This is a genomic window from Ruegeria sp. HKCCD6426 (genome assembly GCF_057221115.1).
In genome coordinates this window covers 163,159-186,403 of the sequence record NZ_JBWVBF010000001.1, presented here as the reverse complement: position 1 = coordinate 186,403, position 23,245 = coordinate 163,159, and the positions used below count along the sequence as shown (strand labels likewise).

Below are 23,245 nucleotides of genomic sequence, written 5' to 3'. Positions count from 1 at the left end.
TCATGAAATTCTTCGTAGACACAGCCGAGATCGACGCCATCGCCGAACTGAACGATCTGGGCATGGTGGACGGCGTGACCACCAACCCGTCGCTGATCCTGAAATCTGGCCGCGATATTCTGGAAGTGACCAAGGAAATCTGTGATCTGGTTGACGGACCGGTTTCTGCCGAAGTTGTCGCGACCGAGGCGGACGACATGATCGCCGAAGGCCGCAAGCTGGCCAAGATCGCGCCGAACATCGCGGTCAAGGTGCCGCTCACCTGGGCTGGTTTGAAAACCTGCAAAACGCTGACCGACGAAGGTCAAATGGTCAACGTCACCCTCTGCTTCTCGACCAACCAGGCCATTCTTGCAGCCAAGGCGGGCGCGAGCTTCATCTCGCCCTTCATTGGTCGTCTGGACGACATCAACATGGACGGCATGGACCTGATCGCCGACATTCGTCAGGTCTACGACAACTATGGATTCGAAACCGAAATCCTGGCCGCGTCGATCCGCACCGTGAACCACGTAACCGACAGCGCCCGCATCGGCGCCGACGTGATCACCGCCCCACCTGCCGTGATCAAGAAGCTGGCCGACCACCCGCTCACCGACAAGGGCCTGGAAACCTTCTTGTCCGACTGGGCCAAGACCGGTCAGAAAATCCTCTGAACTGATTCACCACCGCGCGGCGCCAACAGGCTCCGCGCCCGGCCCACCTGAAAACCCTAATCCAATCATAGGTATTCAGGTGGGAGTCTATGCTGCCACAACACGCAACGAAATCCACTTTTGCGTGCATTTTTCCCAAGGAAAATTCGGCACAACATGCTATAAACCGCCAAAACAAAAAATAACCGGACGGGACATGAGCAGTAACTCGACACTCAAGGACAATCTCCGCGCCGCCATTCTGGCCGAACCGGATACCATTCTGGACGACAGGGACCTGATGCAGGCGCTCGTGGCCGCAAATGAACAGGCCAGGGGCGAAAACATAATCGACCTGCGCGGCATTGCCATGAAGCGGCTCGAAGACAGGCTTGGTCGCCTGGAAGACACCCACCGATCAGTGATTGCTGCTGCCTATGAGAATTTGGCCGGTACTAATCAGGTCCACCGCGCAATCTTGCGCCTTCTCGAACCAGTCGAGTTCGAGGATTTTCTGCGCACGCTCGGCAACGAGGTGACCGAAATCCTGCGAGTGGACAAAGTTACCTTGATTCTGGAAACTACTGCAGTGCGTGACGATCCGGCGGTCGACAAGCTCGACGGTGTCCTGAAGATCGTCGAGCCGGGTTTTATCGACCGTTACCTGACGCACGACCGGAACACCCCGGCCCGCGAAATCACCCTACGCGAAGTTCACCAGCCTAACCGCCAGATCTACGGCGATCAGATCAATAATCTGCGATCCGAAGCCTGCCTTAAATTGAATCTGGGACCGGGTCGGCTGCCTGGAATGATCGTAATGGGTGCGAGGGATCCTCGTCATTTTACTCCGCAACTTGGAACCGACCTTCTGGCCTTCTTTGCTGGCGTCTTTGAACGTTCGATGCGCCACTGGCTGTCGTGAGCCTGATCTCCCCAGCCTGCCGCGACGCGCTTCAGCGCTGGCTGGACAGTTTGGGGGCTCTGGCTGGGCGGTCAAAGAACACTCAAAATGCCTATTGCAGCGATGTTACCGAGTTCCTGTCGTTCATGACTTTGCACCACAGCGAACGACAGGGGCTGGCTGCGCTGGAACGCGTCACGGTAACCGACATGCGTGCCTGGATGGCAGATCAGCGCGCCTCTGACGTGGGCGCGCGGTCATTGGCGCGAAAGCTCTCGGCCGTCAAAAGCTTCTACCGCTGGCTGGCAGAGCGCGAGGGATTCGAGCCTACGGCCGTTCTGTCCACCCGCGCGCCGAAGTTCACCAAGAAGCTACCCCGCCCCCTCGCCGAAGATGCCGCCCGAGCCATGATCGAAACAGTCGAGGCGCAATCCACCTCGGATTGGGTTGCCGCGCGGGACGTTGCAGTCGTTACGATACTATACGGCTGTGGCCTGCGGATTTCCGAAGCCCTGTCCCTGAAAGGCGCCGATGCACCCCTGCCAGAAACGTTGAGAATTCTGGGAAAGGGCGACAAAGAACGGATCGTACCTGTTTTGCCGGCCGCACAGGCTGCAGTGGATCGCTATTTGCGCCTTTGCCCTCACCCTCAAGCCCCAGATGCGCCCCTGTTTCGCGGTGTACGTGGTGGCGCTCTGAACCCAAGGGCCATTCAGGGCGTAATGGCCAAAGCACGGATGCAGCTGGGTTTGCCAGCTACCGCCACGCCGCACGCCATGCGCCACAGTTTTGCTACTCATCTGCTGTCCGCAGGAGGCGATCTGCGCGCGATACAGGAACTGCTGGGTCACGCTTCTCTTTCCACCACTCAGACTTACACCGCCGTGGATACCGCGCGGTTGATGGAAGTCTATAACCGCGCCCATCCCAAAGCGTGAGACCAGGTAAAATGCAAACAGTTTCGGGACGCTTAGCTGTCAACCGGCTTTTTGCTTTGCATCTGCTTCACGCATCGTACATGACACCTGCATGACACTCAGATTCAAAGCGCTTGCCGTCCACCTGTTCACCGCCACAGGCGCCGTTTTCGCAATGCTGGCCATGCTGGCCGCCGTCGAAGAAAAATGGAGCCTCATGTATTTGTGGCTGGTGGTTTCTTTTGTCGTGGACGGTATCGACGGTCCTCTGGCCCGCCAGTATCACGTCAAAAAGAACGCGCCCGAATTCGACGGCGTACTGTTGGATCTGATTATCGACTATCTGACTTATGTCTTCATTCCGGCATTTGCGCTGTTCAAGTCCGGGCTGATGGATGGTTGGACCGGCTGGTTTGCGATCATCGTGATAACATTTGCAAGCGCCATGTACTTTGCAGATACACGAATGAAAACAAAGGATAATTCCTTCTCCGGATTTCCCGGCTGCTGGAACATGTTCGTCGTCGTGATCTTCGCACTTGAACCCAATTTCTGGGTTATTCTGTCTCTGGTCACGCTTTTGTCGCTGGCGATGTTTCTGCCGCTGAAATTCGTCCATCCTGTCCGCACCGAACGTTGGCGCGCGCTGACCCTGCCAATGGCCTTCGCCTGGACCTTTTTTGCTGGCTGGGCGGCTTGGGTCGACTTTCACCCGGAAAGCTGGGCCCACTGGGGGCTGGTCGTCACCAGCCTCTATCTGGTCTCTGCTGGAATTGCGCAGCAGATCATCCCGCCGCGCAAAGCCTGATACCGGCAGTCTGGTTTACAGAATTTCCTGCACTTCAAATTCGGTCCCGTTGTGGGTGAATACGTCACCTTCTTGAAGGCCTGCCATAGCGAGATAGATGGGGCTTTGAGTCGAGATTCCCATATACGTCTTGCCGTCCACATCGAACCGGGTTGTTGACACGCAGACGATAAACCGTCGGTTGTTGAATTTGATCACGGCGCCAGGTCTGACCGTATCGGTCACGCTGAAGTCGGTATTCTCAATCACATCAATCTTGGCATGGTGCGCGTGAACAGGCGCGTCAAACGCCGCTGCAAGATCAGCATTCTCGCGCGAGGCCGCAATGTCATCCTTGTCATGACCCTCGCGGTCGTCCAACTGAGAATCCTTCAAAAACGCATCATAATGGGCCTGTGCAGTCGCCAGTTCCTGTTCTTCCAGCGACATCAGGCGTTCAATGATGTTTTTCTTGCGCACAGCAGCGTCTGTTGGGCCAGTCATTCAAAACAGTCCTTCAAATTCAGTATCGGATATAGGTTGGAGATCGGACGCGCGGATTGCAATAGAAATCCTCTGTTCAGATCAACAGGCTCGCCGCGCCCTCGTGCCGCAACAGCGCGACCTTTGTCTCTACACCGCCCTGCCCTGAGAAACCGACCATACGGTCATCTGCACCGAGAACCCTGTGGCAGGGAATAATGATTGGAATAGGATTTCCGCCGCAGCCACGCCCGACCGCCTGCGCCGAATAGCCGAGCTCTTTCGCGATCTCGCCGTAAGTCCGTGTATCTCCAAACGGTATTGCGTTCATCGCATCGCACACACGGCGTTGGAACTCGGACCCCTTGATACGGTATGGCAGATCAAATCTCTGCAACCGTCCTTCATCATAGGCACGAAGCTGCGCCGCTGCCTCGCGCTGCAACGGGGAGTCCGGGTCACCTTCGGCACCGTCCCAAGTCAAGCCAATGATGGCCTCATCCTCTTCGACAATGCCCAAGCGTCCGAAACGGGTTTCTATCGCAATCAGTCCCATAAGCGAATGCTGACAGAGGAGGCACTGATCCCGCAACCCGTTTTATGACGATCTGTTCTGTCTTTTGCTCTAAATCAGGAAACCGCGCGGGGCTAGAACCTCAAAAAAGGTTCTTCCCCGCACAACCCGAACAGTGTCAGCCCAACGCCTCGTCGCAGCGACCGCAAACACCGGCATTTGCGTGGCGGCCAACATCCGGCAGGATCTTCCAGCAACGCTGGCACTTGGCGCCGTCTGCCTTTTCGAACACCACACCCACGCCCTCGATCTCGGGCACACGGAATGCTTCGGCCGGGGCCGGATCGCCGGTGACGGTCAGGCCCGAGGTGATGCACATGTCGTCAACGTCAAATGTGCTCAGCAATGCACGCGTATCGGCATCTTCGACATGCACGATCGGCGCGGCTTCGAGGCTGGAACCGATCACCTTGTCCTGACGCTGAACTTCCAACGCGGCGGTCACGGCGCGGCGGACGCGGCGAATTTTGGCCATGTTGGTTTCCAGTTCCGCATCCCGCCACTCGGCAGGTGTTTCCGGGAAATCAACCAGATGGACCGAGCTGTCGTCGCCCGGGAATCGCTCCAGCCAGACCTCTTCCATGGTAAAGACCAGGATCGGGGCCAGCCAGGTGGTCAAGCGGTGGAACAGGATGTCCAGCACGGTACGAGCCGCTCGGCGACGCTCACTGTCACCATCGCAATAGAGCGCATCCTTGCGGACGTCGAAGTAGAACGACGACAAATCCACGGTGGCAAAAGTGAACACAGCACTGAACACACCCTGAAAATCGAATGAGGCATAGCCCTTGCGCACCTGCTCATCCAGATCGGCCAGACGGCTCAGCACCCAGCGTTCCAGACGCTGCATATCCTCCGGGGCGACACGGTCGGCCTCGGTAAAGTCGGCCAGCGAGCCCAGCATGAACCGCATGGTGTTGCGCAGACGGCGATAGCTGTCGGCGGTGCCTTTCAGAATCTCCGGCCCGATCCGCTGGTCTGCGGTGTAATCGGTCTGTGCCACCCACAGGCGTAGAATATCGGCACCGTATTGCTTGATAACCTCTTCTGGCACGATGGTGTTGCCCAGCGACTTGGACATCTTGTTGCCCTTGGCGTCCAACGTGAAGCCATGGGTCACCACGTTGCGATATGGCGCGCGACCTTTGGTGCCGCAGGACTGCAGCATGGACGAATGGAACCAACCACGGTGCTGGTCGGTGCCTTCCATGTAGACATCGGCGATGCCGTCCTCGGTCCCGTCCTCACGGTCGCGCAGAACGAAGGCGTGGGTCGAGCCCGAGTCGAACCACACGTCCAGCACGTCGAACACCTGATCGTAGTCGTCCGGGTCGGCAATGCCGTCAAGGATCTTCTCTTTGAACCCGTCGGTGTACCAGATATCAGCGCCGTCCTTCTCGAACGCCGCTTTAATACGGGCGTTGAGCTCATCGTTGCGCAGCAGGTAATCCGCGTCGGTAGGCAAAGCGCCCTTCTTGGTGAAGCAGGTCAGCGGTACGCCCCAGGCGCGCTGGCGCGACAGAACCCAATCCGGGCGCGCTTCGATCATCGAGAACAGCCGGTTGCGGCCGGTTTGCGGTGTCCATTTCACCAACTCATCGATAGACCGCAGCGCGCGTTCACGGATGGAGTCGCCCATCTCGCCCATGCCGTCCTCTAGCTTGCGGTCAACGGATGCAAACCATTGAGGTGTGTTGCGATAGATGATCGGAGCCTTCGAGCGCCACGAATGCGGATAGCTGTGCTTGATCTTGCCGCGCGCCAGCAGTCCGCCAACCTCGACCAGCTTGTCGATGACCGCCTTGTTAGCGTCTCCCTCGCCGCCCTTGCGGGACAGGATGAACTTGCCGCCAAAGAACGGCAGATCGGCGCGGAACGAGCCATCGTCCATCACGTTGTAGGTGATGACCTGCTCGAGCATCCCCAGATCGCGGTAGAGTTCAAATTCCTCCATACCGTGCGAGGGCGCACAGTGGACGAAACCAGTACCTTCAGTGTCGGTCACGAAATCGGCGGCACGGAAGTCACGGATGTCGTCCCACTCGCCGTTGCCGCCTTCGGACCCAGCCAGTGGGTGGGTCAGACCCACGCCCTCCAGTTCGTCCGCGGTCACGTCACGTACACGGGTCCACTGGTCGTCGTTCAGGCGCGCGCGGCCCAGCACGTCAGCGGCCAGATTATCGGCCAGCAGGAACTTGTCGCCAACGCTGGCCCAGCATTCGTCGGGTGCGCCGGTCACTTCGTAGAGGCCATAGGGGATGTCTTTGCCGTACACGACCGCCTTGTTCGACGGCATGGTCCATGGCGTTGTGGTCCAGATCACCACAAAGGCGTCATCCAGATCGCCTGCGTTCACAACTTTGAACTTCACCCAGATCGTGAAGCTTTCCTTGTCGTGGTATTCGACCTCGGCCTCGGCCAGCGCAGTCTTCTCGATAGGCGACCACATCACGGGTTTCGAGCCCTGATAGAGCGTGCCGTTCATCAGGAATTTCATGAACTCGTCCGCGATCACCGCCTCGGCGTGATAGTCCATGGTGATGTAGGGATCGGGCCAGTTGCCGGTGATGCCCAGACGCTTGAACTCGTCGCGTTGGATGTCGATCCAGCCCTCGGCGAACTTGCGGCATTCCTGACGGAAGTCGACGATGTTCACCTCGTCCTTGTTCTTGCCCTTCTTGCGGTATTGTTCCTCGATCTTCCATTCGATCGGCAGGCCGTGGCAATCCCAGCCGGGCACGTAGCGCGAGTCGAAACCCATCATTTGATGGCTGCGCACGATCATGTCCTTGATGGTCTTGTTCAGCGCGTGCCCGATATGCAGGTGGCCATTGGCATAGGGGGGCCCGTCATGCAGGGTAAAGGGCTTGCGGTCCTGTTTCTCGCGCAGGCGGTCGTAGACGCCGATCTTCTCCCAGCGGTCCAGCCATGCGGGCTCGCGCTTGGGCAAGCCAGCGCGCATTGGGAATTCGGTTTTGGGCAGGTTCAGCGTGTCTTTGTAGTCAGGTGTCTGGGGCGTGTCGGCGCACATTGGGGGCGTCCTTAGGATGATCTTGTCGTGTATGGATCGAAGCGGTCAGTGCGAATTCTCAAGCACCTTTGCCCGGCGTCTCGCGATGTCAGAGCGCCGGGGATATAATTCGAATAATGATGGCCAGACGGTCATGCATGGCCGCGCTTATAAGACGCCCACACCTAATGGTCCAGAGGTTCCGCCCCCTGCGGCGAATGGCGCAACTGAGCCCAGCGATTGAGCCACGCCAGCCCCGCCAGAGCGAGGCCCAGCGCCAGCAATGAGAAGACCCGGATCAAGCCGCCCAGCCCTGCGATATCGATCAGGAACACCTTTGCCACGGCCAGGCCGATTACGACCAACCCCGCCTTGCGCATAATGTCCGAATTTCGGGCCAGCGACTGGTAGAACAGTGCAGCTCCGACCAACAGCAAAACCATCGTGTAGGTGTATAGTTCGGGCTGTGTGACGCCATTGCCTTCATACATGCCTGAGGCACCCTGCCAGACGTGGCGGATCATCAACGCAAGCCAGACGGCCGCAAGAGCCCCAGCGACACCGAAGCTGACCTGCCTGAGCCGGACAGGCATCGCCGTAATTCGCCAGGCAGAAAAACCGATGGCCAGCGCGGGCAAAAGGTAAGCAACTGCAAGTGTATTCACGATGGGCGGGCCCAAAACCGGGTCAGCGTATTGGGTCAGCAGCGGGTTTTGATCGGTTAGCGCCTCGATCAGACGGATCCCGCCATGCGCTGCGAAAAAAGCCGCCAGCAGGTAGCGCGCATAGTTCAGCTTGCCTCCCAACTCGAACCGTTGCACCTGAGCGAACGCCAACAGCAGCCAGATCACCGCCAGCAGCCCCAGCCCCCAGTGGCTGTCAGACGCTCCACCATCGCCGAACCCTTCGAGCCAACGCAAAAGCAGAAGAGAAAGCAGAATGCCTCCAGTCGCCCAGGCGGCGCTCTCAAGCAGTAACGCCGCAAGCGGGCGTGTCAGAGGTTTCAACAACCACCAGGCGATCAGGAAGCCTGCGACCGCGGCCGCGTAAACCAGGGTCATTTCGTGTATCGGAGCCGTGTTTGCCCAGTCGAGCCCTGGATCCAGAACAAGGCGCACCGTAACGGTGAAGACACCTGCCCAGATGAACCAGCTCATCGGCGGCAATGTGAACTTCCGGTCCAGTGCAGCGGCCACGACAATCATAACCACCAGCGCAATTGTCAGCGCTGCTGAGCTCATTACGATGACACACGCAAAAGTCAGACAAGAAAGCGCCGATAATGTCGCAAGCGATGCGCGCATCCGGTTCTCTCTATCGACGCGCGCGAAACGCTCTGCCAGCACGACCATCAGAGCGCCCAACGCAATCGCGTGCAATGCCCAGGGGTAAGCCCCGATCACCGATGCCGGATCCCAACCGATCTCCAAAGCGATCGCCATCAAGGGTGCAAATAGCGCCGAAGCACCCGCCCAAATCGCCGCGTATTGCATCGCGCCGAAAGACCTCCAGGCCGCGAGAACACTGACCAGAGCGCCCAGCGCAACCAGCACTGTTATCACTAACGGATAGTCCGCCTCGGCGGTGACCGCATAGGTTTCCGAAAAGACCCGTTCGACGGGGCCGCCATACATCCCGTGGGCCAGGACGAACCAGACAAGACCGACAGCAGGAAACAAGCTGATATCTTGCAATGCCGGAGCATTCCTTGCCCACACGACCAAGGCCAACACGAGCGTAGTGAACAGACAAATCGTCAGCCAGAACTCAGCTCGGGAATCCGCCCAATGCAATGACAGGATCACAGAACTGGCAGCGGTTGCGCCAAAGGCCAAACGGGTAGGAAACTCAGGCCACGCAGCGCCCTTTTTCCGTCGGGCGATCTCGAAGACCATTGGGCCCGCGTGGTCAGGCCACACCCGTCGCGACGGAATCGAAATTGTGATCAGTGCTAAGGCCGTCACGCAGACAAGATACCCCGGCTCAGTCACAGGTGAAGACAGCACCAGCAGCAAAGAAGCTGTATACGCCCCGAACAGTGTCAGTACCGACACCCACGCCCAGCGACGAACCGTGTCAATTCCCAGGCCAAAAACGGCGACAACGAAGAAATAGGCGTACAGCCAGCTGGGGTTATCCGAGGCACCGCCTACGACGAAGGGTGCGGCATAGGCACCAATCAATCCAACGGCGGCCAGCAGCGGCCCATGGAACCAGCCCAGAACCAGACCGACCAGCGCGATGACAACCATTCCCGTCAATGCTGCTTCGGCTCCGATAAGGTTGTATAATTGGCGAGCGGCCAACACGCCGCCGAACAAGGTCACCAGACCAGCGCCGGAAAACACAGACGGCAGGTAGGCCGTGGCCGAGGCTTCGTCATCGCCGAAACGGCGGCGCACAATTTCACCAGCAATAATCAAAACTGCGCCAAACCCCAGCGACGCCAAAACGCGTGCCGTTGGCGGGAGCAGTCCATTTTCGACGCCGTACTGGACCAAGAATATGCCAGCGAGGGCCAAAGACAGCGCGGACACCGCATAAAACCAGTTTTCGCGCAACCACACGCCCAGTGCGGCTAGACGGTCTTCTCGCAAAACGATCGCCGCTGGGGGACCATCTGACGGGTCAGGCGACAGGTCTCGATCCTGTTGTGTTCTATCCGGTTCCGTCGATTTCGCGACTTTCGGTGCTGACCAAGGAGCAGGTCGGGGTTTATCTGCGCTCGTCAGGGATGTGTCCGGCGCAGGAGGCGCCTGCGGTCGCCTCACCTCCGGGGCGTCTGATCCGGCCTGGGCTTGATGCGCAATCCGCCGTTCGAGCTGTTCAATCCGTTTTCGCAATCGAGATTGCCCGATCAACAGGGCAATAATCGAAACCGGGATGGCCAGGACGATCAGGCCAACAATGCCAAGCATAAAATCCAAGTATCACCTCCGGACGAAACAGATGCCAGATTAACCCGGTGCCGACGCGGGCAATAGTCCGGAAATTCTTACGAAATCAGCCTGTTGCCAACCAACCTGTGTCAGACCCATGAAATGTCCGGTCGTGACAGCATAATCCAGAGAATGGTCAAGACCGCCAGAAAAGCGGGGACGCCGCAGGCAAACCAGATGCGAAACAGACGTTGGTACTCAATAGGTAAAGGAGCGTTCTGGCTTGCGGCCTTCTGGGCAAGTCCACGTAGTTTCGTCTGTATCCAGACCACTGGCAGCCAGAATAAGCCGGTCAGGACATAGAGCGAAAGGGACAGCACGATCCAACCTTCGGTAAGACTCCAACCCAACCGCCAAGCCAATAGGGCACCAGTTATCGGTTGCAGGATTACGGCAGTCGCTGTGAAAAGCAGATCGGCCAACACTACGACACCCGCTGTGTGCGCGATGATACGTGGATTCCCGCTGCGATGGGCCATAAGCATGAAGAACGCGATACCTGCTCCGGTACCCAGCAGAACGCAGGCGCCAATCACATGCAACCAGCGCAATAGCAAAACCCAATCCATTTAGCGGCTTTCCAACAATGAGCGCACAAAAAGCGCTAGCAGAACTGCCGGCAGGATCTTGACCAACGGCCCCAGTGGGTCCGCCCACAAAGATGGAACTGTGATCGTTGCCGCAAGCAAATAGAACAGTGCGACAGCTGCTTGCGCCAGACACACTCGCGCTGCCCAGGGACGCCACAGAAGGCCCAGCCCAAGCGCGATATCCACAAAGGACCAGAAAACCACACTGGCTTTTGCCCAAGCCATTGACCATCCTACGCGGGTCAGTACATCGGCTGCCTGCGTCAGTTTCGTTAAGCCAAACACACCTGACAACAGCCAGAACAGGGACAACACGCCAATCGCAAGCGGCATGAGCACACTCATCCGCGCGGAAAGGCGATGCTCGCGCCCGCAGATGAAGCCATCATAAATCTGACGCAACGAGGCTATTCGACGCCCCGAGGCCATACGGTAAGGTTCGGGATCGCCGGTAACCCCGTGCGCCATCACCGACATCGCCGTGCTGCGCAGCGGCGAGCGCCATCCCATCCGGCCCAATAAATCCGCCCCGGCTGCGATGCCGTGTGTAAAAATGGGTGGAACGTTCAGGATCAAACGCGCGGCAGGAAACCCCAGCCACTGACGCGTCTCAGACAAAACCTCGGACAGAGTGTGAGTTTTTTCTTCTATAAGATCATAATTGCCCGGAGGGATATCAGAACAGACTGCCAGAACGATGGCATCACACAGATCGTCCATTCCGACGCAGTGCACGGGCGTTTCGGGATATGCAATCGGTTGCACCAGCGGAACTGCTGCCAACATTCGCAACAGGGCAGTTCCGCCATAGTCGCTTTGCCCGATGACAAGGCCGGGCTTCATTAGCCACAATCGAACACCACTGGTGCGCAGCGCCGTGTCTCCTGCAGCTTTGGTTTGCATGAAATCGGTCGGTGCGTCCGGTTCGGCACCAATAGCCGAGATTTGAACGACCGCTATGTCGCGTTCTGCACAGGCCTTACCCAATGCCTCAATGGCTGTGTGATGCACGGCCTCAAGATCATCCCGCAAACCGTCTTGTAGCGCACCCGCGCAATTCACAACCACATCAACATTGGTCAAGGCGTCGCGCCAATCACGGGCGACCGAAAATTCTCGCAGGTCGCCCTGAATCAGAGGTATCCCGGGCAAAACCCGACGACCGGTTTCAGGGTTTCTGGCCATACCGGTCACACGGGCGCCCCCGGCCTTCAAAGCGCGCATGACTGCGGCACCAATGAACCCATAAGCGCCCAATACCAAAACACTTTTGTCACGCAAACTCTGACCCGGCATGACAACCTGACCCTCTTTTTGCGCAACACTAGCGAATCCTGACTCACGGGCCAGTGCAGTTTCACCCTCTGCGACAACAGCGCTCTTCAGGGGTGGAACAGGGATCCAACCATATAAGCGATCAGGGCTGCCGCCCCACCGATCACAAAGGTCTCAAGCCCCGAACGCCACCAAGGTGCCAGGGACCAATGGCTCTTTAGTGCTCCAATGGCGAAAAAGACGCCCATCGTCATCCAGGCCGAAACGGCAAATGCCCTGTCGATGGACATTAGGAACGGCAACAAGGGAATCATACCAGCCACCAGAAACGCAAAAAAAGTTGCCATCGCTGCTTTGATGGGGTGCGGGTCGACGCTGCCCAGTCCATATTCGCCCTCGATCATCAGATTGACCCAGTTGTCGCGATTGGCCGTGATTGCTTCGGTCGCATCGTCCAAGACCTGACCAGACAAGCCCTTTTGAAGCAGAATCTCGCGAACCTCATTTCGTTCGCCGTCTGGGTAAAGATGGATATGGCGCTCTTCGATAGCACGTATTCGATGGATATTGTCCGCTTCGGCTTTGGTTGCCGAGTAATTTCCTGCGGCCATCGAAAATCCATCTGCCAGCACATTGGCCAAGCCCAACGCCACGATTACAAAGGGTGAAAGGCCTGCTCCTGCCACTCCCGCGACGATAGCGAAGGTGGTGACCGACCCGTCGATGCCGCCGTAAACCACATCGCGAAGTACACCCCTACCGGGCGGCGCATTGATCCGCGCGGCAATTTCCTGCTGGCTGTGGCCGTGATCGGTCATGGCTGGCTCCGTCCCGGTTATGCCGGTTCAGCCTGACCATGACTTTGCGTCAGATCAAGTCTTCGAGAAAAGCCCACCCAAAGCCCGTTTGATCATCACGCGAGTCGAAGGTTTGTGCCGGTCGGAAAAGGGCAGCGGTCGACAGACCTCCATTGCCGCGACACCGACACGGGCGCTGAGTGCACCATTGACCAGCCCTTCGCCAAACCGGCGCGACAGTTTGCTGAGAACCGATCCGCCCAGAATGGGCTCCAACAGATCATCGCCGACGGCGACCGCCCCGGTCGCCACCAGATGCACAAAGACCGCTCGGGTCAGCCGCCAGCTGCCCAGAAACCCCGCGCGCCCCCCGTAAATCTCGGCAATTCGTCGGATCATTCGAAGCGAGGCTGCCAGAGCCGTCACAACGTCCGCAAGGGCCAGGGGAACCAGGGCAGTCACGGTTGCCACCTGTCTGGCGGCGGCCTCCGCCTCACGACTGGCGGCGGCGTCCAAAGGGGCCAACACTTCGTCCTCGGCCAGGGTCAAAAGGGTCGAGGCATCGAATTGTTCCCCCATCCGTTCGCTCAGACGCTCTCGGCCCCACTGCGTTTCTTCGCGTCCTTTGTAGAAAGAAATCAGCCTGTTCGTAACAGCGCGGGCTTGCGCAAGGTCTTCCTCGGCCAAGGCTGCATCTGCCGCGCGGCGCATCCCATCCACGCGCGATAAGCGACCGATAGCGGCCAGTTCGCGCAGTGCTATTATTAGGGCCACCAGCAACAGTGCAGTGATCAAGCCGGTAACAACTCCACCCAATACCGGCGAGCGGTTCAACAGCGACGTCGCAAAATCCCAGGCTGCGACAGAGACAACTGCACCAATGACGGCCAGCGCCAGCCCCCAGAACCAACGCGACAGCATGGACGGTTTGCGCGCGGCCAGACGTGCTGCTCCCTGCATTGCTGCCCCCCGAGGCGGCGCTGTGTCCGGCACCGGCGGTGCCTGCGACACATCAACAATGGGCGCGTCATCTTCGAGGTCGATCAAGACGGGACCTTTAGCCATTGGCAACCTCCTCGCGGCACCAGACATATTTGATATCAGGCAGGTTTTCATCGTTATCAGATCCGTCACTGCGCGCGACCTCGACGAATCCGTTGCCTTCATAAAACCGACGCGCCGGATCGTTGGCCTGAAACGCAAACAGCGACAACTGTGATTGGACTGACTTTGCGTGTTGCAGCAGCTGTTGACCAATCCCTTGCCCACGTGCCGATGCCGTCAGATACAATGAGTGAATCTCCTGACCGTTGAGAGCCAGAAATCCGACTACACCGGCATCCGTCTCGGCCACGGTGACCCAACCCTGGTCGATCATCCTACCGCAAAAGGCAATGGTCTCCGCGCACGTGTGCAATTCTGGCATCCACGGGTTTTCCCGAGCGAAAGCATGCAGGATTTCACCTGTGCGACCGGCATCCGTGCTGCGAGCTTGACGAAGACTTACGTTCACAGACGGTCTCCAATCAGAAATTGGGCAGCCCGGTCCAGTCGAATATGCGGCGGGCCGTCACCGGGTTGTAGCGTAAGGGGTGCAGGAGCAAAGGCCATGAATCCATAATCCTCGCCCAGCCACGCATCCGCCCCGTTCCTTGCGGGCCCCAGCAGGTGCGAGGGGTCTTCGGGTAGCTCACCGGGATAAAAAGCCGCTTGTTTGCCGCTGTCCAGCAGGGTGCCGCGAACACAAGGCAATTCAATCCCATTGTGGTTTCGCATCTCTTCTGTCGTGGCCCGCAGAGCCGCCAACGAAAGCGCTGCAGTTTCCGCGCGGGCAAAGCTTGCACGGTCGCGAGCTTCGCGGGTCAGGGCTTCCATGATGGCGGTCAGGCGCGGATGCTGCAGATGGTGCAGATGGTCAGCCTTGGTGGCGGCAAAGAGGATGCGTTCGACCCGTTTTCCCAGCAACAGCTGGCTGAGCCACGCATTTCGTCCAGGGCGGAACGCGGCCAGAATATCTGCCATAGCTCGGCGCATATCTTCGACTGCCTGCGGCCCCTTGTGGATCGCGCCAAGTGCATCGACCAGCACGACCTGCCGGTCAATTCGCGCAAAATGATCCCGGAAGAAAGGTTTGACGACCTGCGCCTTGTATGCCTCGTAACGGCGTTCCATTTCGCGCTGCAACGTGCGGCGACGGGACGGTCCAGAAACTGGAAGCGGGGCGAAGGTCAATACCGGTGACCCCGCCAGATCACCGGGCAAAAGGAACCGCCCGGGAGTGCAGTCGTAAAACCCGGCTTCGCGCGCGGCGTTCAGGTAGTTCGTGAAGCCGAGCGCCAGTCTTTGTGCCGTGGGTTCATCATGCGTCCCCGCGGGATCAGCGGCGTGTACGTTTGCAAGAAACTTTTTTGCTTGCTGACGGTTTTCGATCCGCGCCAGGGTGTCCTTTGACCAATCAGCATAGGATTTATCTAACAAAGCAAGGTCCAACAGCCATTCGCCCGGATAATCCACGATATCCAGATGGATCGTCCGCGGCCCTTGCAAACCAGACAGCAGACCGCCGGGTTGAACTTTGAAGGACAGGCGCAGCTCTGACACTGCGCGCGTGCTGTCCGGCCAGTGTGGAGACGGCCCGGTCAAGGCCGATAGATGCGTCTCGTAGTCGAAACGGGGCACGGTGTCGTCAGGCTGAGGTTGCAGATAGGCCGCTCTAATCCGCCCTTCTTGCTGAGCGACAAGACCGGTCATGCGCCCCCGGTCCAACAGGTTGGCAACCAGTGACGTGATGAACACGGTCTTGCCAGATCGTGCCAGCCCTGTGACTCCCAGCCGGATAACCGGCTCGAAGAACGTCTCGGACACGCTGTCGCCGATGGATTCCGCACCGCGCACAAGACTGTCTGCCAGTGATGAGATGACCAAACTGTCGCCCCGCAATTATTGTTTCATCCAAGATAGGTAGAGGTCGCAGAGGTTGCCAGCGCTTTTGGCCTCTTGCCCGACTGCGCGGACCGCGATACCAGCGCCTCATGCCAAGATTTGCGTTGAAAGTTGAATATCAGGGGGAACCGTTTGCCGGATGGCAGCGGCAAAAGGACCTGCCATCGGTTCAGGGCGCCATTGAAGAAGCCCTGTCGCGCATTCAGCCGGGTGAACATACTATTGCTGCGGCCGGACGTACCGACGCTGGTGTGCATGCGTTGGGACAGGTGGCTCATTGTGATTTGGTCAAGAATTGGGAACCGTTTCGCTTGTCCGAGGCACTGAATTACCACCTCAAGCCGCAACCGGTCGCAATCGTGAAGGCCGCACGTGTTGACGACGACTGGCACGCGCGTTTTTCGGCGGTCGAGCGGCAATACCTGTTCCGTATCCTGATGCGCCGCGCACCTGCGACCCACGACAAAGGTCAGGTTTGGCGGATCAACCACCAGCTGGATATTGAGGCAATGCAGCAGGGCGCGAATATGTTGATCGGGCGCCACGATTTCACAACTTTCCGTTCGTCGATTTGTCAGGCCGCCAGCCCCGTCAAAACTTTGGACGAGTTGAAGGTTGAACAGGTCGAAGGCTTTTCAGGACCCGAGATGCACTTCCACGTCCGCGCCCGATCCTTCCTGCACAACCAAGTGCGCAGCTTCGTTGGAACACTTGAGCGCGTCGGCGCGGGTGCATGGACTCCTGAAGATGTCAGAAATGCACTGGAAGCAACTGACCGCGCGGCCTGCGGGCCTGTTTGTCCACCGCAAGGCTTGTACCTGGCGCGGGTGGGATATCCGGAACCAGTGTTCTAGAGCGTTCGCAGCAGCAATCCACCGGCAATCACGGCGATCAGCAGTCCCGCCACCAATTCAATTGTCGGAGCCAGCACGGACGCAAATCGCGTCGCAGATGCCGAGGCCAGCAACCCGCCGCGCAACCCGAACGAGGTCCAGCCGACCAGAGTCGTGACTGTTGCCGTACCCAGGGCCATCGCGAAGGCTCCGGCAATACCCACCATCGCGATGCCCATTTGCCAGGTCAGTATAAGAACGAACAAGGCCCCCGTGCAAGGCCGCGCGGCGATACCTGCGATCAGAATAAGGGCTTCGCGCAGGCTGCCAACATTGGCGACTTCTTCGGGGCTGGGACCGTGGCGGTGACCGCAATCCGAACAAACATCGTCGTCATGATGATGGTGGTCGTGATCATGGTGATGATGATCCTGATGCGCGTGGACAGTTTCAGTGCGGTGTCGCCTTGCAAAGCCTCGAACCGCACGAAAAACCAGCCAAAGGCCAATCGCCGCAATGGCTGCGTAGCTGATCGGGGCCATCACCTGCTCGGTCGCGCCGACAAGGCTCTGTCGGGACATCTGAAAGACCAATATGCCGGCGTAGACCAGAACGACTGCGGTGACGGCCTGACCGAGACTGGACAAAACGCTGATCGCGGACAAGCGCCAGAAGGCGACGCGACGGCCCAGCCCATACCCCCCGATCAGGACCTTGCCGTGGCCGGGGCCGATGGCGTGAAAGAATCCGTAGGCAAAACAGACGCTCAGCAGAGTTGCGACAGCTTCCGGCTGTTCGGCGCGGGCGGCTCTGAGGGATCGCGCAATCTCGTTCTGAAAATCGCGCTGCTCTCCGGCAGCCCAGGCTGCGAGGCTGTCAAACCCACCGCTACCCCAGAACCAGAGGAGCAGGCCGCAGGCGATGGCGACCGGAACAATCAGGTATCTGGACATGAAACGCGGATCTCTGTTGCAAAGCTTTCACCGACCAGAGGGATATCGTTCTCTTCAAGGTCGTAATCCGCATCTAGCGTAAGCAGGAACGCCTGCATCTGCGCCAGTTGTCCATCAATGTCCGGTTCAAACCGGTCAATCGTACAGGAAACCGAACCCGAAACTGTAACCGGGCGCGTGATTTCGTAGGCAGTGTAAAAGCTTTCGTCAAAAGCTTTGGCTGAAAGGGCAGACGTCTGGACTGGGCCGTCACTGACTGCACGCAGATGGCTTGACACAATGCGGCCATCTTCAGTCGTGGCTGATGGCTCCATAGGGCCGGACAACACAACAGGCTGGCCATCTGAAAACACAACCAGATCTCCGTTGTACCCTTCAACCCACTGGGTATCGAACCCGGCCAGAAGTTGCCGCTCTGCCGGTGTCAGCTGACCATCACCATCCTGATCCAGCTTCATGTCTTCCAGAACCAGCAGCGAGTAAAAGTCATCATAGGCCCAAGTCACACGGACATGTGTCAAGTGACCGGCCTCATCCACGATAAATTCCAGTCCGGTGTCTATGAAGACATGCGGATGGGCCAAAACGGGCAGAGGAACACAGCAAGTCAGGAACGGTATCATCCAACGCATGGCGGAAAGATAGGGCCTGCCACTGATCCCGGCAACGCGTTTCCAAACAAAAGCGCAGTTTCCAGCCGGTTTACTTCAACCTGGCGGGAACAGTACCAAAGTCTGCAGGGCTGTTCCGATTGGTCCCTGAGTGTCATACAGGACTGCCTGAGACATACCGACTCCTGTCGGTTGCCAATGAGAAATCGACTCAGAGGCCATCCAGTCCGAAACAGGTTCGCGGTGGATGTTCACCGTCAGGTCCGTGTTCATGAATCCCATTTCGGTTGGCTGCGCGTTCCAGGAAATCCCATTGCCGCAATCCGCCAGCGCACAGAGCGATTGGATAGGAGACTGCATTTCGCCCTGCAACAATTGCGGAGTACGCATCCAGATCGTCTTTGGACCCGCGCCCTGGTTGCCACCTTTTGGGTAAAGTACATCGGCAAAATGGGCAAACCCGGACAAGTCATGGCGTAATTGGTTTAGCGGGAACGGGCCTTCGACAACCGCATTCATGTCCGGATGAGACGTCTGCGGATTTGGAACCGAACCCAGATCCCTGCGCACAACGTGCATTGTGGTCGCAGTGGCGCATAGCGTGTCATCCAGATCGTGCACGGTCACACGGGTCGTAGCCAGCGTTTTGGTATGCCGCGTGGTTTCCGCAGCGACGCGCAATCCAGCCAGCGGCAGTGGCCGCAACAGATCTACCGTCAAGCGGGTCAACATCTTGTCCGGCCCCACTTCGATTTCCGCTGCGCGCACAATCAGCCCGCTGACGGGCCCCGCATGGCAATGGTTGGCCGACCATGGGCCCCGCGCCGGATCATTGCCGACAAAGGCGCCGTCATCGCGCAGCTGAAAATAGGGCATCTTGTTCGGATCGTCCTGCATTGTCTTCGCTTTAGACCTTTTCCTGCGTGTGTTTCTTCAATTCGGCCCGGGCCACCTGCCGGCGATGGACCGCGTCCGGCCCATCGGCCAACCGCAGCGTACGGACATGGGTCCAGGCGTTGGCCAGAGGCGTATCCTGACTTATCCCTTGTGCTCCGAACATCTGAACGGCCTCGTCGATCACCTTCAGGGCGACACGCGGTGCGATGACCTTGATCTGGCTGATCCAGGGGGCCGCAGCGCGCGCATCGCCCTGACCCATGTACCAAGCCGCCTTGAGACACAACAGACGCGCCATTTCGATTTCCATTCGACATTCCGCGATGATGTCGAAATTGGCACCCAGATGCGCCAGTTTCTTGCCGAATGCCTCACGCTGCAGCGACCGCTTGCACATCTGTTCCAGCGCGATCTCTGCCTGTCCGATAGCCCGCATGCAGTGGTGAATGCGCCCAGGCCCCAAGCGGCCCTGCGCGATCTCGAAGCCGCGCCCCTCGCCCAGCAATATATTCTCGGCGGGTACCCGGACATCAGTGAACCGGATATGCATATGCCCATGGGGCGCATCGTCGTGGCCGTAGACTTCCATTGGGCGTAAAACCTCAATCCCCAGCGAGTCAGCAGGTACCACGATCATCGACTGACGCTTGTGTTTCGGTTGTTCGTCCCCGGCGGTTCTGACCATCACGATATAGACCTTGCACCGCGGATCACCGGCCCCGGACGCCCACCATTTCTCGCCGTTTAGCACATATTCGCCGCCGTCCCTCACACAACTCATCGCTATATTGGTCGCATCTGAAGAAGCGACGTCGGGTTCAGTCATCAGGTAGGCCGACCTGATCTGACCGTCGAGCAAAGGGCGAAGCCATTGCTCTTTCATCTTCTCGGTTCCGAAACGTTCGAACACCTCCATGTTGCCGGTATCCGGAGCTGAGCAATTGAAGACTTCGGCGCCTAAGGGTGTCTTGCCCATCTCTTCGGCGAAGTAGGCGTATTCGACTGTGGACAGGCCGTATCCTTTATCGCTGTCCGTCAGCCAAAAGTTCCAAAGCCCGGCGGTCTTGGCCTTGGACTTGAGCCCTTCGAGGATCTCGGTCTGCCGCTGAGTGTACTGCCAGCGGTCACCCTTGTTGACCTCGGCCTGGTATTCCTGCTCCAAAGGCATGATCTCTGCACGGATCATATCCGCCACGCGTTGCAGCAAAGCGCGGTTTTCCTCGCGCAGTCCGAATGTCATGGTCATCGCGAAATCCTCCTCGGAGGCCCTTGGTGGGCTTTACCTTTGGCAAAAGGATGGCTTAGCTGCCCGCACACTGTCCAGTTGGGTGACGGAACGTCACTCTGCCCATTTTGAAAAGAAGGAGCCAAAAGATGGCTTTGTTGATTGACGCCGGATTGTCCGACTGGATGAGCGATGCAGACATCGCCCGTGATATTCGCAAAACGGCCCCCGATCTGGACGTGCGGACGGCCGATACAATTGGCAATGCCGATGAGATCACAATGGTCGCGGTTGTTGGTCTGCGTGACGATCACCTGACGAAGCTTCCCAATCTGAAACTTGTGCAGAAGCTGGGTGCCGGCGTCGAGACAATTCTCGGCAACCCTGCTCTGCCCGACAACATGCGCATCACCCGCCTGAAGCCCGATGCACCAGCGCAAGGCATCGCCGAGTGGTTCCTTGCTTATGTCCTGCGCACCCAACGCCAAATGACGTTTCATGAAGCCGCTCAAAAACGGGCTGAATGGGCACCCAAAGCGCCTATATTTTCGCCTGAAACCGTTGTCGGTGTCCTAGGCTTGGGCCACATCGGTGGTCGTACGGCTCGTATGATGCACGCCGTGGGCTTCAAGGTTCTGGGGTGGAGCCGTTCGCCAAAACAGATAGACGGAGTCACGTGTCTCCACGGCTTGGATGCCCTGCCGGAAATATTAGGCGAATGCGATCATGTCTGTGCAATACTGCCTTCGACGCCGGACACGATCGGAATGTTTGACTCTGACATGCTGGCGGGGATGAAACCTGGTAGCCAGCTGCTGAATGCTGGGCGCGGAGATCTGATTGACGAAGGTGCGCTTGTTGCGGCGCTGGACATTGGTACCCCCGGTCATGCAGTTCTGGATGTAACCAGTCAGGAGCCCTTACCCTCAAACAGTCCTCTCTGGCTCCATCCGGGCGTCACGATCACGCCCCACGTGTCCGGCTGGTATCTCGGTGATGCTCTGTCAGACGTTGCCCACAACTTTCAGAACCTGATGGCCGGCGCCCCTTTGCTGCACGAAGTGGACAGGGCGCGCGGGTACTGATCAGGACTCTGGCGCGGTTACGGGGCCAACAACCAGTTACCACTTGCATCCTTACAGCGCCGCGTTCTGATCTCGCGGGACGCATCAGCCCCGGCAGGTTGAACGAAATGCTGCAGAATAACGCAATTGTTCTGCACATTCTGCACTCGGATCGTTCCTTTCGAGCCGGTATCCTCGTTGACCCAGCTACGCTCTTTTCCAACGCTTGGGGTGCCGCTCGAAAGCATAGCGTTCGAAGTCGCGTTTACCACTTCGAAATCTGCCGGGCTCAACCCCATTTCCGCGATGATTCGCGAAAGCGACTTAGCTTGAACCGTACCCGCGGCTGCAAACACCGCCAGTGTCGCCATTGTAATAATGTTCCGGGCCTTCATCTTTGCCTCGCTATTCAGAAATCAATTTGCAACCAAGGATATACCGCGCGACGAGGGGGGCCAAGCCCACCTTCAAATAATCCCGAACAAACCTATCGTGATGCCGATGCTAGGCCCGGCGCCGCGATCCCTCCATAGTGCCCGAAACAGAATTCCGAGGCTATGATGGTACACCCCACTTATTATGCGCCCAGCGGCGGACACCCTGATCAAACCCAGCTTTTGACCGACCGCGCCATGTTTACCGAAGCCTACGCGGTCATCCCCAAAGGCACGATGCGCGACATCGTCACCAGCCTCCTGCCCTTTTGGGAAGGCACACGGCTCTGGGTTCTGTCCCGTCCGCTCAGTGGATTTGCTGAGACTTTTTCCCAGTACATCATGGAAGTTCAGCCCGGCGGTGGCAGCAACACGCCGGAGACCGACCCAAAGGCGCAGGGCGTTATCTTTGTAGTCGAAGGTGTCGTCACGCTGACATTGAACGGCGAAGAGCACATTATGGCAGAGGGCGGGTATGCCTACATCCCGCCGGGCAGTGATTGGACCCTGCGTAACCGTGCCGATGCAGTCACCCGTTTTCATTGGGTCCGAAAGGCCTACGAAGCTGTCCCCGGCCTGTCAGTACCTGACCCCATCATCACAAACGAACGCGATATCGCCCCGACGCCGATGCCGGGTACAGAAGGACGCTGGGCCACCACCCGATTTGCCGATCCGCAGGACCTTCGCCACGACATGCACGTGAACATAGTCACGTTCGAACCCGGCGGTGTGATCCCGTTTGCCGAGACCCACGTGATGGAACATGGCCTTTACGTACTCGAAGGGAAGGCTGTCTACCGTCTCAATCAGGACTGGGTCGAAGTTGAGGCCGGCGATTACATGTGGCTACGCGCCTTCTGCCCGCAGGCGTGCTATGCAGGAGGACCCGAACGATTCCGCTACCTTCTGTACAAGGATGTGAACCGCCACATGCCGCTGTCACTTTCGGGGCGTTAAGGGGTAAGTCGCATCAGGGCTTCACAGAAGCGGCTGAATCTGTTGAAATCAGATCAGATTTTCAGCACTGGAGATTTTTGATGCGACTGCGCTTAGCACCTCTGGCTCTGGCAACCGCGATTGGTCTGACAGCCATTGTCGCGGCACCCGTTGTAGCCAAGGAAGAAACCAAAACCGTCAACGTCCTCAGCCGCACCTGGGCGATAACTCAGGTATCGGACGAACCGGTCGTGTACAGGGCGACGCGTGATAACAACAACCTGAACCCGTTTGGTCCACCGCCGCGCTTGCGCACCGTGCAGGCTATCGCTGCGATTCAGAAAGCAACCGGGTGCAAAGTGATCTTTTCCAGCATGTACCAGAACATTTCCGGCCAGTTTTTCTCGCAAGTCAGCTGCGGTTCATAAGTCTGGT

General features: G+C 58.3%; 23 protein-coding genes. 8 read left to right on the top strand and 15 right to left on the bottom strand.

Annotated features, from left to right (window positions below; translation table 11 throughout):
- Positions 1–2: 2 nt before the first annotated feature.
- The 4 genes from fsa (at position 3) to AC2TDA_RS00875 (ending at position 3,264) form a co-directional block, all read left to right on the top strand.
- Positions 3–656 carry a fructose-6-phosphate aldolase gene (gene fsa, locus AC2TDA_RS00890; RefSeq protein ID WP_480847695.1) on the top strand — a complete coding sequence of 218 codons (654 nt, stop codon included), beginning with the start codon at positions 3–5 and terminating at the stop codon, positions 654–656.
- Positions 657–852: 196 nt separating this feature from the next.
- The gene (locus AC2TDA_RS00885) at positions 853–1,560 is read left to right on the top strand and encodes a DUF484 family protein (RefSeq protein ID WP_480878360.1); all 708 of its coding nucleotides are present in this window, start codon (positions 853–855) and stop codon (positions 1,558–1,560) included.
- A complete protein-coding gene (locus AC2TDA_RS00880) occupies positions 1,557–2,477 on the top strand; it encodes a tyrosine recombinase XerC (protein ID WP_480878358.1) in 921 nt (306 codons plus the stop codon). Before AC2TDA_RS00885 ends, AC2TDA_RS00880 begins: the two co-directional genes overlap by 4 nt.
- A 91-nt stretch (positions 2,478–2,568) precedes the next feature.
- Positions 2,569–3,264 (top strand): CDP-alcohol phosphatidyltransferase family protein, encoded by a 696-nt coding sequence (locus tag AC2TDA_RS00875; RefSeq protein ID WP_480847698.1) that lies wholly within the window; start codon positions 2,569–2,571, stop codon positions 3,262–3,264.
- 15 nt (positions 3,265–3,279) lie between these two features.
- Here AC2TDA_RS00875 and AC2TDA_RS00870 read toward each other — a convergent pair whose 3' ends face one another.
- From AC2TDA_RS00870 to AC2TDA_RS00825, 10 genes are all read right to left on the bottom strand, one after another.
- Positions 3,280–3,747, bottom strand: a complete 468-nt coding sequence (locus tag AC2TDA_RS00870; protein WP_480878356.1) for a hypothetical protein — start codon at positions 3,745–3,747, stop codon at positions 3,280–3,282.
- A 76-nt stretch (positions 3,748–3,823) separates the two neighbouring features.
- A complete protein-coding gene (locus AC2TDA_RS00865) occupies positions 3,824–4,282 on the bottom strand; it encodes a methylated-DNA--[protein]-cysteine S-methyltransferase (RefSeq protein WP_480878353.1) in 459 nt (152 codons plus the stop codon).
- 136 nt (positions 4,283–4,418) lie between these two features.
- Positions 4,419–7,331: an isoleucine--tRNA ligase gene (ileS, locus tag AC2TDA_RS00860; RefSeq protein ID WP_480878351.1), complete on the bottom strand. Its 2,913-nt coding sequence runs from the start codon at positions 7,329–7,331 to the stop codon at positions 4,419–4,421.
- A 164-nt stretch (positions 7,332–7,495) separates the two neighbouring features.
- Positions 7,496–10,228, bottom strand: coding sequence for a DUF2339 domain-containing protein (locus AC2TDA_RS00855; protein ID WP_480878956.1), 2,733 nt, complete (start codon positions 10,226–10,228; stop codon positions 7,496–7,498).
- A gap of 110 nt (positions 10,229–10,338) precedes the next feature.
- Positions 10,339–10,818 (bottom strand): DUF2269 family protein, encoded by a 480-nt coding sequence (locus AC2TDA_RS00850; RefSeq protein ID WP_480878349.1) that lies wholly within the window; start codon positions 10,816–10,818, stop codon positions 10,339–10,341.
- Positions 10,819–12,135: an SDR family oxidoreductase gene (locus tag AC2TDA_RS00845; protein WP_480878347.1), complete on the bottom strand. Its 1,317-nt coding sequence runs from the start codon at positions 12,133–12,135 to the stop codon at positions 10,819–10,821.
- Between the two features lie 86 nt (positions 12,136–12,221).
- Complete coding sequence (locus tag AC2TDA_RS00840) at positions 12,222–12,932, bottom strand: VIT1/CCC1 transporter family protein (RefSeq protein ID WP_480878345.1); 711 nt, start codon at positions 12,930–12,932, stop codon at positions 12,222–12,224.
- Between the two features lie 54 nt (positions 12,933–12,986).
- Positions 12,987–13,976 (bottom strand): YcjF family protein, encoded by a 990-nt coding sequence (locus AC2TDA_RS00835; RefSeq protein WP_480878343.1) that lies wholly within the window; start codon positions 13,974–13,976, stop codon positions 12,987–12,989.
- Positions 13,969–14,424 (bottom strand): N-acetyltransferase family protein, encoded by a 456-nt coding sequence (locus AC2TDA_RS00830; RefSeq protein ID WP_480847706.1) that lies wholly within the window; start codon positions 14,422–14,424, stop codon positions 13,969–13,971. Before AC2TDA_RS00830 ends, AC2TDA_RS00835 begins: the two co-directional genes overlap by 8 nt.
- Positions 14,421–15,836 (bottom strand): YcjX family GTP-binding protein, encoded by a 1,416-nt coding sequence (locus tag AC2TDA_RS00825; protein ID WP_480878341.1) that lies wholly within the window; start codon positions 15,834–15,836, stop codon positions 14,421–14,423. The genes AC2TDA_RS00830 and AC2TDA_RS00825 overlap by 4 nt, the downstream gene beginning before the upstream one ends.
- 107 nt (positions 15,837–15,943) lie before the next feature.
- On the opposite strand from AC2TDA_RS00825, the gene truA reads away from it, so the two are divergent.
- Positions 15,944–16,708, top strand: a complete 765-nt coding sequence (gene truA / locus AC2TDA_RS00820) for a tRNA pseudouridine(38-40) synthase TruA (protein ID WP_480847708.1) — start codon at positions 15,944–15,946, stop codon at positions 16,706–16,708.
- On the opposite strand, the gene AC2TDA_RS00815 is transcribed toward truA, so the two are convergent.
- The 4 genes from AC2TDA_RS00815 to AC2TDA_RS00800 all read right to left on the bottom strand — a co-directional run bounded on the left by AC2TDA_RS00815 (position 16,705) and on the right by AC2TDA_RS00800 (position 20,394).
- Positions 16,705–17,640, bottom strand: a complete 936-nt coding sequence (locus tag AC2TDA_RS00815; protein WP_480878339.1) for a nickel/cobalt transporter — start codon at positions 17,638–17,640, stop codon at positions 16,705–16,707. The two genes, truA and AC2TDA_RS00815, sit on opposite strands and share 4 nt — an antisense overlap.
- Entirely contained in the window at positions 17,625–18,272 is a 648-nt protein-coding gene (locus AC2TDA_RS00810) for a DUF1007 family protein (RefSeq protein WP_480847710.1), read from the bottom strand. The genes AC2TDA_RS00815 and AC2TDA_RS00810 overlap by 16 nt, the downstream gene beginning before the upstream one ends.
- A 75-nt stretch (positions 18,273–18,347) precedes the next feature.
- Entirely contained in the window at positions 18,348–19,148 is an 801-nt protein-coding gene (locus AC2TDA_RS00805) for a thioesterase family protein (RefSeq protein WP_480878337.1), read from the bottom strand.
- Between the two features lie 10 nt (positions 19,149–19,158).
- The gene (locus AC2TDA_RS00800) at positions 19,159–20,394 is read right to left on the bottom strand and encodes an acyl-CoA dehydrogenase family protein (protein WP_480878334.1); all 1,236 of its coding nucleotides are present in this window, start codon (positions 20,392–20,394) and stop codon (positions 19,159–19,161) included.
- Positions 20,395–20,522: 128 nt separating this feature from the next.
- On the opposite strand from AC2TDA_RS00800, the gene AC2TDA_RS00795 reads away from it, so the two are divergent.
- Positions 20,523–21,458: a 2-hydroxyacid dehydrogenase gene (locus tag AC2TDA_RS00795; protein WP_480878332.1), complete on the top strand. Its 936-nt coding sequence runs from the start codon at positions 20,523–20,525 to the stop codon at positions 21,456–21,458.
- 17 nt (positions 21,459–21,475) lie between these two features.
- Here AC2TDA_RS00795 and AC2TDA_RS00790 read toward each other — a convergent pair whose 3' ends face one another.
- Entirely contained in the window at positions 21,476–21,832 is a 357-nt protein-coding gene (locus tag AC2TDA_RS00790; protein ID WP_480878330.1) for a hypothetical protein, read from the bottom strand.
- Between the two features lie 165 nt (positions 21,833–21,997).
- Here AC2TDA_RS00790 and AC2TDA_RS00785 point away from each other — a divergent pair, with 165 nt between their 5' ends.
- A complete protein-coding gene (locus AC2TDA_RS00785) occupies positions 21,998–22,831 on the top strand; it encodes a bifunctional allantoicase/(S)-ureidoglycine aminohydrolase (RefSeq protein WP_480847715.1) in 834 nt (277 codons plus the stop codon).
- An 80-nt stretch (positions 22,832–22,911) separates the two neighbouring features.
- Positions 22,912–23,238: a hypothetical protein gene (locus AC2TDA_RS00780; RefSeq protein ID WP_480878329.1), complete on the top strand. Its 327-nt coding sequence runs from the start codon at positions 22,912–22,914 to the stop codon at positions 23,236–23,238.
- Positions 23,239–23,245: the final 7 nt, after the last annotated feature.

Bases quoted from the DNA above. Each gene is read 5' to 3' on its own strand.
- fsa (WP_480847695.1), top strand. From the start codon at position 3: ATGAAATTCTTCGTAGACACAGCCGAGATCGACGCCATCGCCGAACTG.
- AC2TDA_RS00885 (WP_480878360.1), top strand. From the start codon at position 853: ATGAGCAGTAACTCGACACTCAAGGACAATCTCCGCGCCGCCATTCTG.
- AC2TDA_RS00875 (WP_480847698.1), top strand. From the start codon at position 2,569: ATGACACTCAGATTCAAAGCGCTTGCCGTCCACCTGTTCACCGCCACA.
- AC2TDA_RS00870 (WP_480878356.1), bottom strand. From the start codon at position 3,747: ATGACTGGCCCAACAGACGCTGCTGTGCGCAAGAAAAACATCATTGAA.
- AC2TDA_RS00865 (WP_480878353.1), bottom strand. From the start codon at position 4,282: ATGGGACTGATTGCGATAGAAACCCGTTTCGGACGCTTGGGCATTGTC.
- ileS (WP_480878351.1), bottom strand. From the start codon at position 7,331: ATGTGCGCCGACACGCCCCAGACACCTGACTACAAAGACACGCTGAAC.
- AC2TDA_RS00855 (WP_480878956.1), bottom strand. From the start codon at position 10,228: ATGCTTGGCATTGTTGGCCTGATCGTCCTGGCCATCCCGGTTTCGATT.
- AC2TDA_RS00850 (WP_480878349.1), bottom strand. From the start codon at position 10,818: ATGGATTGGGTTTTGCTATTGCGCTGGTTGCATGTGATTGGCGCCTGC.
- AC2TDA_RS00845 (WP_480878347.1), bottom strand. From the start codon at position 12,135: ATGCCGGGTCAGAGTTTGCGTGACAAAAGTGTTTTGGTATTGGGCGCT.
- AC2TDA_RS00840 (WP_480878345.1), bottom strand. From the start codon at position 12,932: ATGACCGATCACGGCCACAGCCAGCAGGAAATTGCCGCGCGGATCAAT.
- AC2TDA_RS00835 (WP_480878343.1), bottom strand. From the start codon at position 13,976: ATGGCTAAAGGTCCCGTCTTGATCGACCTCGAAGATGACGCGCCCATT.
- truA (WP_480847708.1), top strand. From the start codon at position 15,944: ATGCCAAGATTTGCGTTGAAAGTTGAATATCAGGGGGAACCGTTTGCC.
- AC2TDA_RS00815 (WP_480878339.1), bottom strand. From the start codon at position 17,640: ATGTCCAGATACCTGATTGTTCCGGTCGCCATCGCCTGCGGCCTGCTC.
- AC2TDA_RS00810 (WP_480847710.1), bottom strand. From the start codon at position 18,272: ATGCGTTGGATGATACCGTTCCTGACTTGCTGTGTTCCTCTGCCCGTT.
- AC2TDA_RS00805 (WP_480878337.1), bottom strand. From the start codon at position 19,148: ATGCAGGACGATCCGAACAAGATGCCCTATTTTCAGCTGCGCGATGAC.
- AC2TDA_RS00800 (WP_480878334.1), bottom strand. From the start codon at position 20,394: ATGACCATGACATTCGGACTGCGCGAGGAAAACCGCGCTTTGCTGCAA.
- AC2TDA_RS00795 (WP_480878332.1), top strand. From the start codon at position 20,523: ATGGCTTTGTTGATTGACGCCGGATTGTCCGACTGGATGAGCGATGCA.
- AC2TDA_RS00790 (WP_480878330.1), bottom strand. From the start codon at position 21,832: ATGAAGGCCCGGAACATTATTACAATGGCGACACTGGCGGTGTTTGCA.
- AC2TDA_RS00785 (WP_480847715.1), top strand. From the start codon at position 21,998: ATGGTACACCCCACTTATTATGCGCCCAGCGGCGGACACCCTGATCAA.
- AC2TDA_RS00780 (WP_480878329.1), top strand. From the start codon at position 22,912: ATGCGACTGCGCTTAGCACCTCTGGCTCTGGCAACCGCGATTGGTCTG.